This is a genomic window from Arcanobacterium hippocoleae (genome assembly GCF_031456295.1).
Taxonomy (GTDB): domain Bacteria; phylum Actinomycetota; class Actinomycetes; order Actinomycetales; family Actinomycetaceae; genus Arcanobacterium_A; species Arcanobacterium_A hippocoleae.
In genome coordinates, this window is the sequence record NZ_JAVDUJ010000001.1 from 691258 (window position 1) to 702446 (window position 11189).

At 48.5% G+C, this 11189-nt stretch carries 9 protein-coding genes; 1 reads left to right on the forward strand and 8 read right to left on the reverse strand.

The genetic code is table 11. From position 1 onward, the window contains the following. Positions 1 to 46: 46 nt before the first annotated feature. The 5 genes from J2S36_RS02975 to J2S36_RS02995 all read right to left on the reverse strand — a co-directional run bounded on the left by J2S36_RS02975 (position 47) and on the right by J2S36_RS02995 (position 5684). Entirely contained in the window at positions 47 to 1336 is a 1290-nt protein-coding gene (locus J2S36_RS02975) for a hemolysin family protein (protein WP_309955364.1), read from the reverse strand. Positions 1337 to 1422: 86 nt separating this feature from the next. Then, entirely contained in the window at positions 1423 to 1680 is a 258-nt protein-coding gene (locus tag J2S36_RS02980) for a hypothetical protein (protein ID WP_309955366.1), read from the reverse strand. Continuing rightward, entirely contained in the window at positions 1677 to 3068 is a 1392-nt protein-coding gene (locus J2S36_RS02985; protein ID WP_309955369.1) for a cell division protein PerM, read from the reverse strand. Before J2S36_RS02985 ends, J2S36_RS02980 begins: the two co-directional genes overlap by 4 nt. A 133-nt stretch (positions 3069 to 3201) precedes the next feature. Next, positions 3202 to 4227: an L-idonate 5-dehydrogenase gene (locus J2S36_RS02990; RefSeq protein ID WP_309955371.1), complete on the reverse strand. Its 1026-nt coding sequence runs from the start codon at positions 4225 to 4227 to the stop codon at positions 3202 to 3204. A 35-nt stretch (positions 4228 to 4262) separates the two neighbouring features. Continuing rightward, the gene (locus J2S36_RS02995) at positions 4263 to 5684 is read right to left on the reverse strand and encodes an Nramp family divalent metal transporter (RefSeq protein WP_309955373.1); all 1422 of its coding nucleotides are present in this window, start codon (positions 5682 to 5684) and stop codon (positions 4263 to 4265) included. Positions 5685 to 5965: 281 nt separating this feature from the next. Between J2S36_RS02995 and J2S36_RS03000 the strand changes: the two genes are divergently transcribed. Beyond that, positions 5966 to 6769 carry a GntR family transcriptional regulator gene (locus J2S36_RS03000; protein WP_309955375.1) on the forward strand — a complete coding sequence of 268 codons (804 nt, stop codon included), beginning with the start codon at positions 5966 to 5968 and terminating at the stop codon, positions 6767 to 6769. A 97-nt stretch (positions 6770 to 6866) separates the two neighbouring features. On the opposite strand, the gene sucD is transcribed toward J2S36_RS03000, so the two are convergent. The 3 genes from sucD to J2S36_RS03015 form a co-directional block, all read right to left on the reverse strand. Beyond that, positions 6867 to 7790 (reverse strand): succinate--CoA ligase subunit alpha, encoded by a 924-nt coding sequence (sucD, locus tag J2S36_RS03005; RefSeq protein ID WP_309955377.1) that lies wholly within the window; start codon positions 7788 to 7790, stop codon positions 6867 to 6869. 20 nt (positions 7791 to 7810) lie between these two features. After that, the gene (gene sucC, locus J2S36_RS03010; protein WP_309955379.1) at positions 7811 to 8983 is read right to left on the reverse strand and encodes an ADP-forming succinate--CoA ligase subunit beta; all 1173 of its coding nucleotides are present in this window, start codon (positions 8981 to 8983) and stop codon (positions 7811 to 7813) included. A 198-nt stretch (positions 8984 to 9181) separates the two neighbouring features. Next, a complete protein-coding gene (locus J2S36_RS03015; RefSeq protein ID WP_309955381.1) occupies positions 9182 to 11131 on the reverse strand; it encodes an acyltransferase family protein in 1950 nt (649 codons plus the stop codon). Between the last annotated feature and the right edge of the window lie 58 nt (positions 11132 to 11189).

Here is an 11189-nt window from a genome sequence, read left to right on the forward strand (position 1 = left end):
AAAAACACCACTTTCATTGCAACTAAGGCAAACAAACAAATAAATTTTAGACTTCGACGGTTTCCCCTACCGGTTTCACAACTTCCACAAATACCCGGTCAATCCGCCGCGAATCGAGCTTTTTTACAGTGAACCGGACACCATTCTTCTCAATACGGTCACCAACTTCCGGCATTTTCCCAAGTTCATTCACGATAAAACCGGCAAGCGTATCAAAAGGCCCGTCCGGCAACTCAATATCCAAATATTTTTGCACCTCAGAACGCCCTAATAAACCAGATACTTCCCCACCGGTAGCAATCTCAATCTTTACTGGCAGTTCACGATCATATTCATCGCGGATTTCTCCCACGAACTCCTCCACCACGTCCTCGATTGTGATCAGCCCGTCAGTGCCACCATATTCGTCAACGATAATCGCCAAATGCGCATTCTGTGCACGCATCTCCGTAAGTGCCGCAAGTACCGGCTTCCCTTCCGGGAAGAAAAGTACTGGCCGCACAAGTTCACGCACTTGCCGCAATTTCGGATCCGGGTTAATCAAATCACGAATGTGAATAAAGCCGATAATATCGTCATCATTTGAATTTGCCCGCACCGGATAACGCGAATGCTCCATCTTTGAAACGCGCTCCTGCACGTCAGTGATCAAATCAGAAGCATCAATAAATTCCACTTCCGTACGCGGCGTCATTACTTCTTCCACCGACCGATTGCCGACTGAAAGCAGCTCCACTACCATCCCGCGCTCCGTCTCCGGAATCGCCTCATACCCAGCCACATACGAACGCAGCTCCTCAGCATCCATCTCCTCCCCTTTCAGGTTCGGATCACGACCAAGGAGCCGCAAGACAATATTCGTCGAAAAACCAAGAAACCAAATCACCGGGCGCAGCAAAGACGTGATCCAGCTCAGCGGATACGCCACAATATGTGCAAAAGTTTCAGCACTTTGCATCGCAATCCGTTTCGGCACAAGCTCACCGAAAACGATTGACAGATATGAAATGAATACGGTAGTGAGAATAAAAGCTGCCGTATCTGCACTAGCACCAAATACACTCTGCAGCATCGGCGCAATCAGCGGCGCAATCTGCGCCGCACCAAAGGAAGCAGAGAAAAACCCAGCGAGAGTCACGCCCACCTGCACTGCAGAAAGAAAACGATTTGAATCTTGCGTGAGCGCCTGGATCTTTTTACCAGCTTTTGAACGCTCCGCCATCGACTCGATTTGCGTATCGCGTAAAGAGACGAGTGCTAACTCCGAAGCTGCGAAAAACGCGCCGATCAAAGTAAATAAAACAACAAACAACAGGTTAATCAGTAACACACTCACTGAATGCTAAATCCTCGTTATGCCTAAAATACGAGCCACCAAAGACGGCACAAATCTTTCGTAACTAAATCCAAATATATCCCATCTCAGAAAGCATTTCCCCACGGAGCTAAATATAGTAGCGCGCATATCATCACGATCAACACAAACGCATCTACTGCTTTCGTACGCAAATGCGGCACGTAAGCTGCAAGCGGACTAAGCCGAAAAACAAGCTGCAACGTCAGAAATGCTGCAAGCAGATATGCTGATTCGCGCGGGCTCCAAATGAAAGCTGCCGCAATCGTCAACGCCAGAAACGGGACAAGCACGGCATAATATGCAAGATGCGGGAGTCCTTTCATTTTGCGTGATCCTCCTTTAACTGCGCGCCTTCCTCCTGCAGTATTTGCTGCGGATGAAGATCGTTATTCGACGATAATGCAATATTATCCGCGAGATTTTCGGACGGCATTTCATGATCCGCAAATGCGAAAGTCTCTGCTGCTGCAGATGCTGTTGTTTCCGTTACTACAGAATTTTCTGCAGCGTCCGCCGCAGCCGCTTTCGCCTCCTTTTGCATCTCAAAAGTTTGCTTCGCACCACGCACTTTTTCCTTACCCCGAGCAAAGTATTCCCGGATTTTCTGTAACGTCACTGGGTGCGCAAACATCATCCCAGCATACAGCGGGAGCGCAAATAACAGCAGCGTATGCCAGGCAAGATCAGTTGGCTGTGCACCAAATTCGCTCATACGCCCGGGGCCAAGCGAGCCGGCAGCAAGTACCCCCACAAGCTCAATCCCAAATACACTCACCAATACTGCGAATGCTGCTGCACTCGCGAACTGCCGCAAAACAGGATATTTCCGCCGTAAAATAAGCGCTAAAACAATTCCGGCAGTGAAAAACACAAAAAGTGGAACCAAGAGCATCCACACATTGCCAAATACTGGCCCGGGAATCACACCCAATAACGGAATCGCTGGCAGCAAGCCGATTTGTGAACCGAGAATGCTTGCATAAGACCCTGCACCAAGCGCAATTTTCGCACCAACCATCCAGGCACCAGCCCAAATAAAAAGTATCGGCAAATAAAGCAGCTGCACGAACACGATCCCAATATTGCCAAAAATTCCCTGATGATACATTCCCTGGATCTCGATTGCTTGCCCAGCCCCAAATCCGGCAAAAATAATTAGCGTCAGCAGCGCAGCACCAAAATAGATCGCCAAAATAAATTTCGTGATTTGCAAACCAGAATCAACAAATTCAGGAAGCTTGCGGGAAAAAATGAGTGCCGCACGCGCAAGATAGATCGAAATGATCGTATTCAAAACTATGATCCCGATGATCGCCGTCCACCATGGCCCGTCAGCGCCAGAAAACAATCCGGTAAGTGCGATCAGCGGCACTCCGGAAAATGCTGCTACAGCTACTTCATTCCAAGTGTTCAACTGTGCTTTTTTGAGCGGAAAATAAATACCGGCAAGAGTGAGCAGCGTAAGCAATGAAGGAATGAGAGAAAGTGTGCCTGCCGCAAATTTCACTTGCCCGCCGAAGCCCGTCAGCCACCAGGATGCCCCGAATTGCGCCGCATCACTCCATGTCACATCGCCTAAAATTGGCGCAGCAGCCGTAAGCACATAGCAGCAGACAGCCACCAAGATCGTACCGAGCAGCGATACACACAGCGCCTGATTTACAATCCGGAATATTCTTAATGCACGGGTCAAGTCAATCTGTTTTTCCATCCCCTATATCGTTTCGCATCCACCGGCGAGAGAGCAATTTCTCTGCGGGCGTGTTGCCCACTGTTTGCAAAATTCATGCCTTGCGTCGTGACGCGAAATACTTCCCGTCACGACGCAAAAGCACACACTGAATTTACGAAAGCTGCAACATCACTTTTGAAGATCCAGTAGACCGATCCGCAGCAACTGCAAACGCCTCGCTTGCCCTGGTAATGCTAAATTCATGTGTTTGCAACGGCGTCACATCCACTTTTCCGTCAAGCAATTCAATCGCCAAATCCATTTCATCAGCAAAACGATATGAGCCACGGTATTCAATTTCACGGGTCACGATATTGCCTAAAGCAGCTAAAACTTCACCACTTGGCAGATTCCCAACCTGCACCAGCACGCCCCCACGCTGGGTAGCTGCAATCACGCCCGCCAAAGATTTTGGAGCTCCCGATGCTTCAATTGAAATCTCCACGTCAGCAGGCAAAGATGCACCCTGCGAAATATTGATCAGCTCATCCGCTCCCATCTGCTTCGCGATTTCGAGCGCTTGCTGGCTCAAATCTGCAGCATAAACAGTCTTTGCACCAAATGCTTTGGCTGCCGCAACGGCAAGCACTCCGATCGGCCCTGCACCGTTCACCAGCACACGTTTATTTTCCACATTTCCAGCTCGTTTCACTGCATGAATCGCTACCGCAAAGGGTTCTGCTAGGGCACCAACCTTCGTTGAAACCCCCGCCGGCAAAACCCGTAGTTGCGCCGGGTTAACGGCACGATACGTGGAAAATCCACCTTGTTCATGCGGCATGAAAGCAGCAGAACCAAAATAGCGCACTTCCGGCCAAAGATTGTGCCTTCCGGCAATAGCTGCAGGCATTTCATAATCACCAACACAAGTTGCCGGAAATAAAGCCACCCGTGCTCCGATTTCCACATTCTCCACTTCACTTCCGACTTCAATCACCACTCCCGCAACCTCATGCCCCAAGATCAGCGGCTCTTGCAGTACCGCCGTCCCAGAAATACCAGAATGTACATACGCCAAATCAGATCCGCAGATCCCGCCCCATTCCATTTGCACGATCACTTGCTGCGCGCCACAGACCGGATCAGGCATTTCCAATACTTGCAAATCATTAGCCGCTTTTACTACTACTGCCTTCATTTCAAACCTTTCAATGTACCGTAAATAAAATCTGCTTATAGTAATGCGCTAATTTGCCCCCAAAGGGAATAGGCTCCCACGGCAAAAATCACAATCGCCGAAATGATCAGCAAAATTTGGAATGTAACTCCGTCTTTCACCCGCGAATCGGTCTGATTCTTTTGCAGTTGCAAAGTGCAAACAGCTACTCCCATCAGGAAAACCGCATTCAGAATTCCCGCAAGCACCACGAGTGCAAGCGGAGATTTCGCAACAGTGCCCAATATTGCCCAAGTAATTGGCAAGATCACCATTGTGATTCGCATCCACCGATCACGTTTGACGGCATTTTTCCATTCAAAAGCACCGAGTACGGAAAGTGTATTGGTGACGAGACGCGCAAAGCCCGGTACATTTGCAAGGATCGTCTTAAATAAAGCAATCCCCGCTCCGAGCATAAATAAAACACCGCCCGCTTGCCCAAAAATCGTGCTAAAGATTGACGAAATCGTGGTCATCACTTCGTTTCCGGCAGGCTCAAGTTTTTGCGGATGTAATACAGCAGCACCCAACACGTAAAATGCAACAGTTGAAATCGTGTAAACGAACCAAGATACCCAAACATCAATTTTCATCACTTTGATCCAGCCACGAGCACGCTTCACCCAAGCTTCCGATCCATCGTTCGGGCCGGTCCAAGCAGCATAGCCTTTCTCAACAACCCAGTAGCTATAAGTAGTTACTTCACCAGCGCCCACACCCGTCATGCCAAACATTGCAAGCGCAATTCCGGCAGCACCAGCGCCAATCTGGAAGCGCATTCCGGCAAACAAATCGTTCAAGGTCCACGTGTATTGCGTGCCAATCAGCAAAAATACTGCGAGTACTGCAAATGCCGTCACAATCACAACTAGCACGGTAGAGATTTTTTCCAGCCACGAATATTTATTGAACCAATGCACGCCAATCGCAATCGCCGCCAAAATTGCTACCCAAGCCCCAATCGAAAGCAAGGAGAACGGATCTCCGCCAATTGGCAGCAATGCTGAGAATGCAAATGCTGCTGCAGAAAGCACCCCCGCCTGCCCAATGATGAATTGCACGAACATCAGCAAGACTAGCCATGCCATCCAACCGTGCTGCTTGATCTTCGGGCTTGTTTCATCGAATCCGGTAATCGCAGCTTTACCTGTAGATATTGAGAATCGTGCAAGTTCAATCTGCACAAAAACTTTTACGAATGTAGATACAAATACAAGCCAGAAGAGGATCCAACCTACTTTTGCGCCAAGCGTAGTAGCCGTAATCAGCTCCCCGGAGCCAACCACTGCAGCTGAAGTGATCATTCCTGGACCAAGAAATTTTAGTGAACCTTTGAACGTGGTCGGTGGTGCTTGAATATTCTTCGGATCAAGCACATACGGATTATCCGCAATGGTTGTTTCCACTGCTGATTTAACCTGATGGGATTTTTGCATGTTCGCTCCTTTGCAAACTCTCGATGTGCGAAACAAGGATGAACACCATCATTCATTCTTGTATACAACACTTGTATGCTACAACTAGAATTTCTTTGCGTCAATAATTTCTCGCAAAAATTCCGATATCAACCCCATCCGCCGCGCAGCATAAAACTCTATTTGCCCTTGCCAGGATCCCAAATGACCGCTGATAAACAGATAAATAGCAGCACAATTCGATTTACTAACCGCACCACAACGCATAAAATTAGGGCAGAGAAAATTGGAGCGGAAAAATCGTGATAAAAAAACAACCACCTACACGCGCACAAGTATTTGAAGAAATTCGTTCACGCATTATCACACTTGAATATCTTCCAGGTGCAGCAATTTCCGAAACAGAACTAGCACAGCAGCTAAACGTATCACGCACCCCAATCAGGGAAGCACTAGTACTGCTGAATAAAGATCAATTGATCGAAGTATTTCCGCGCCGCGGTACTTTCGTCACCAAAATCGATCTCGAATTAGTACACGAAACTCAATTTCTCAGAGAAGCAATTGAGTTATCCTCGATGCGCTCAATTACCCATATTGACGAAAAAATAATTGCCGAAATCGATCTGAATTTACGTGCGCAAGAAATAGCTGCAACTGCCGGAAGTTCCAAAGAATTCTTTTCCCTCGATGAAAAATTCCACGAACTATTGCTGAACCTCGCCGGGCACCACCGCGTCTGGAAATCAGTTACTGACGCGAAACCACACCTTGATCGAGCCCGCTATCTTGGCTTCCAAAAAGCTACTCCGCCAAGTGATTTTTATCAACAGCACAAGAAAATCGTCACCCAGCTGCGAAATGGAAATATTGATCCTGCCGTGAATTTACTTTCCACACACCTGCGTGCCGTCTTTGCTGACACAAATCACGCACTACAACTATTCCCAGAATTTTTCGTCAACGAAGAGTGCCACGCTGATCATGGCAAAAACGGATCCCCTGCAGCAGCGCAGCAAATATCCGAGCCACATTTTGCCGGAAAGCGCAGCGTAATCGAAAAACTTGCTGTGGTGCGAGATTATCATCGTCAAAACGATAAATAACATCAATCGACGGCATGACAATCTCGCGCCAAATAATCCAGCTGCGATAAATCTGCCTCAAACAGCGAATCAGCCGCCTGAGCCGAAGCTGTGCACACTATTTGCGGCGCAAAATCTCACGCGCAATATTCGCTGTTTCGGTTGGGGTCTTCCCCACTCTGACGCCAGCAGCTTCAAGCGCTGCTTTCTTCGCTTCAGCCGTGCCAGCCGAGCCGGAAACGATCGCGCCCGCATGCCCCATCGTTTTCCCCTCCGGAGCGGTGAAACCAGCTACATAACCAACTACTGGCTTCGTCACATTTTCATTAATGAAAGCTGCAGCACGCTCTTCAGCATCGCCGCCAATTTCGCCGATCATTACAATCAACTCCGTCTCCGGATCAGCCTCAAAGGCTTTCAACGCATCAATATGCGTAGTGCCAATCACTGGATCGCCGCCGATCCCAATACAAGTCGTGAAACCAATATCCGAAAGCTCATACATCATCTGATAGGTCAGTGTACCTGATTTTGAAACCAAACCAATTTTGCCTGGCCCGGTAATATCAGGCGGAGTGATCCCCACATTTGCTTTTCCAGGGCTAATGATCCCGGGGCAATTCGGACCAATCAACTGCACACCATGCGTATTGGCATAGGTGAAAAATTCAGCAGCATCTTTTACTGGGATCCCCTCCGTGATCACAACTACCAGCCGCATTTTCGCATCGACAGCTTCTACCACAGCATCTTTTGCAAATGCTGGCGGCACAAAAATCACTGACACCTCTGCGCCAGTAGCTGCTTTCGCTTCCGCAACCGTGCCGTACACCGGAACCGAAACGGTACCAGCTAAACGATTTTCCGCACCATAACCAATTGGCTCAACGATAAACTCAACACTCGTACCGGCTTTCCGCGGATTCGTACCTGCTACGATTTGCGTGCCCGCGCCCAGCATCCGCCGTGTATGCTTTTGCCCTTCAGCTCCCGTCATGCCTTGGACGATCACTTTATCTGTTTCGTTCAGAAAAATTGCCATTTTAGCGCCTCACTCCTTCTTTATTGTGCTGCCAGCTCAGCTGCTTTTGCAGCAGCTCCATCCATCGTTTCCACAGTGATCACGAGATGATGCTGCGCTTCCTGCAAAATTCTCCGGCCTTCTTCCACATTATTCCCATCAAGTCGCACAACGATTGGCTTCGTTGCTTTTTCGCCGAGGATTTCCAACGCCTGCACGATTCCAGCTGCCACTTGATCACATGCAGTGATTCCACCGAAAACATTCACAAAAACGGAACGCACATCTGGATCATGCAAAATCACATCAAGCCCATTCGCCATCACAGTAGCATCCGCGCCACCACCGATATCGAGGAAGTTTGCCGGCCCGACACCCTGCTTTTCACCGGCATACGCCACAACATCAAGCGTAGACATCACTAGCCCAGCTCCATTACCAATAATCCCGACCTGCCCATGATCAAGCTTCACGTAATTCAAACCAAGTGCCTTCGCCTTCGCCTCAAGCGGGTTTTCACTGCGCTTATCTACCAAATCAGCGTGATGCTCATGCCGGAAACGGGAGTTATCATCAAGCGTTACTTTCCCGTCAAGCGCAATGATTTCACCTTCTGGAGTAAGCACGAGTGGATTTACTTCCACAAGCGTCGCATCCTCTTTGGTATAAACATTCCATAACTGCGCTAATACTGGCACTATTTTCGCTGCTGTATCCGGAGCGAATCGCGCTGCTGCAAGGATTTCTTCAGCTTTTTCCCGATCAATTCCGACGGTTGGATCAACCGGCACTTTCGCCAAAGCATCCGGATTTTCCTTTGCCAACTGCTCTATCTCCATCCCGCCTTCTTTTGCGCACATGGCAAGATAGCGACGATTCGATCGGTCAAGAAGCACCGAGAAGTAATATTCTTCCGCGATATCCGCACCCGCAGCGATCAACACACGATGAACGGGATGGCCTTTGATTTCCATGCCAAGAATCGCTTGCGCAGATTCACGTGCTTTTTCCGGCGTGGTGGCAATCTTGACACCGCCGGCTTTTCCCCGCCCACCCGTTTTCACCTGGGCTTTCACTACTACAAGCGAACTAATTTCAAGAAGTTTCACAGCTGCATCAAATGCTTCATCAGCGGTTGTGACCACGATCCCAGGAAGAACCGGCACGCCATGTGCAGCAAAAAGCTCACGGGCTTGGTATTCATACAGATCCACTCGAACGTCCTTTCGTAGATATTATTGGCTTTTAGCATCGCAATTGCACATCTTCGTGTACTCCCCGCTATGAAAAGCTAGTTACAGCTTACTGTTTTTCACTCCATTTCGCGGGACTTTCAGCCCAGAAAATAAAATACTTTGATTTCAAAGTATTTCTCTGGCTTGAATCGAAACCGCTATTTTACCGTGCAAAAATCAGTTTACCGGCTGCGCTTTCACAGCCGCGAGTTGCGCAGTAAATTCACTGACCCGGCTCCGAATCAATTTCCCCAGCTGATTCGCGCCTTGAATCGACGGATGAGTTTGATCTACTTGCAGTAAATCTGGATTATCGCGAGCTACACTATACCAATCGATCAAGCCCACATTTGCATACTTTTGCGCCACATCTGCAAGGATTTGATTAGTTTTCGCAACAAAATCTGACGGTGAATAAATATTCACCAGCAGAATGATCCGATCCGCGCCAAGCATCCTGATCGCTTCTTCCACTTGTTGCGCATCTTGCAATCCAGCATTCGTGCCGAAAGCAAGCACTGCCACACGGCCAATTTTTCCTGATCGATATCCGGCACTAATGACGGCGGGCGCATCTTTCCATTGCCGATTTGATTCCCCCAAGAACTCTATTCCCGGCATCGCCCAGTCTAACCCGGTTTTTGCAGCCGAAAACATTGAATCACCAATTGTCGAAATTTCATCGTTCTTAGGTTCACTCAGATCAAGCGTCGGCGAAATTTGCTGCGGATCAGTGATCTTCGTAGCATATTTCGCGAGTTCCGCTGGCGTCATTTTCGCTGCCTTACCACCATCTTGCGGTACAGATTTACCGTCCTGAATTTCGTGATTTTTCGCGCCAGCTCCAGTTCCTTTCCGCTTCTCAGCCTTCTCGATCGCAATCTGTGTTTGTGATTTCTCCGGCGCAATCACAATCCCCAGCGCCGTCAAGCCAAGCAATACCGCGATGCCAGCTGCCGCCACTTTCCGACCACGATATTCCATGAACCCGGCAATATTTTGCCTCAATACAGCTCGCAATCCGTTCTTCCGAATCGGTACTTCCAAGAAACGATAGGATATTTCACAAACTAATAGCGTAATGACGAATGCGATCAAACTGCGGATCAAGGATCCCCAGCTCCGGGCCGCAGCCGGAAAAGCTGCCGTCATTAAAACGATAATCGGCCAATGCCAGAGATATAACCCGTAGGAACGTGTACCAAACCAGCGCAAAAGATGCAGTTCAAAAATTCGGGCAAGGAAAGATTCTGGCTGGATCAAAGCAGCAATCACAACAGCTGCCAAACAGGAAACAACAAATATCCCGCCCCGGTATGCGATCGGCGAATCATCTGGAAGAAAATACAGCGTAAGCAAAATACACCCGAATGCACCCCACCCGAAAAGTTGCCCATACCGCATCCAAGTATGCTGCCGAAAGATTTTATTGGCTCGATCGGCCCACACAAAAGCGAGAATGATCCCAATGGTAAGACCGAAAAGATGAGTATCGGTACCATAATAAACGCGGGTAATATTTGCGCGATCAGAGAGCACTGCCATCAGCACTCCCGAGCTGAGTGCAATAATCCCAACGACACAAATCCGTGCTTTCAGATCCGGGAAAATCGCCAGCAGCAAAATGAAGATCAACGGCCAAAAGAGATAAAACTGTTCTTCAATTGCAAGCGACCAAAAATTCTTGAAAAGAATTGGTGTAGTGGAATCAAAATAAGAACTTCCGTGGGAAATTTCCAGCCAATTTGTAGAGAAAGTAAGTGCGCCAAGTACTTGCCTTCCAATCCCGACAAGTAAATCACGTTCAGTCAATAAAGCTAAAGGGACGACGACGATAATCAGCAAAACTAGCGCCGGGATCAGCCGGCGTGCCCGCCGCAGCCAAAAATTACCTAAAGCAATTTTTCCGTTCGCACGCAGCTCACGAATGAGAAGTGTCGAGATCAGGAATCCTGAGAGCACAAAGAAAATATCAACTCCAAGAAATCCTCCTGGCAGCCAATGCGGAAAAATATGGTACCCGATAACGCTCAGCACTGCGATTGCGCGTAGCCCATCCAAACCCTGGATATAGCTTGCGCGTTCAGGAGCTCTCTTTTCCCGTATATGGCCTCGTCTGCGTTGCATCTGCCGGCTACTTTCTTTTCTTATTTCGCATAAGAACTGCCTAGTTTAATAAATTAAC

Coding starts and splice junctions, on each gene's coding strand:
- J2S36_RS03015 (WP_309955381.1), bottom strand. CDS start 11,131: ATGCAACGCAGACGAGGCCATATACGGGAAAAGAGAGCTCCTGAACGC.
- sucD (WP_309955377.1), bottom strand. CDS start 7,790: ATGGCAATTTTTCTGAACGAAACAGATAAAGTGATCGTCCAAGGCATG.
- J2S36_RS02980 (WP_309955366.1), bottom strand. CDS start 1,680: ATGAAAGGACTCCCGCATCTTGCATATTATGCCGTGCTTGTCCCGTTT.
- J2S36_RS02985 (WP_309955369.1), bottom strand. CDS start 3,068: ATGGAAAAACAGATTGACTTGACCCGTGCATTAAGAATATTCCGGATT.
- J2S36_RS02995 (WP_309955373.1), bottom strand. CDS start 5,684: ATGCAAAAATCCCATCAGGTTAAATCAGCAGTGGAAACAACCATTGCG.
- J2S36_RS02990 (WP_309955371.1), bottom strand. CDS start 4,227: ATGAAGGCAGTAGTAGTAAAAGCGGCTAATGATTTGCAAGTATTGGAA.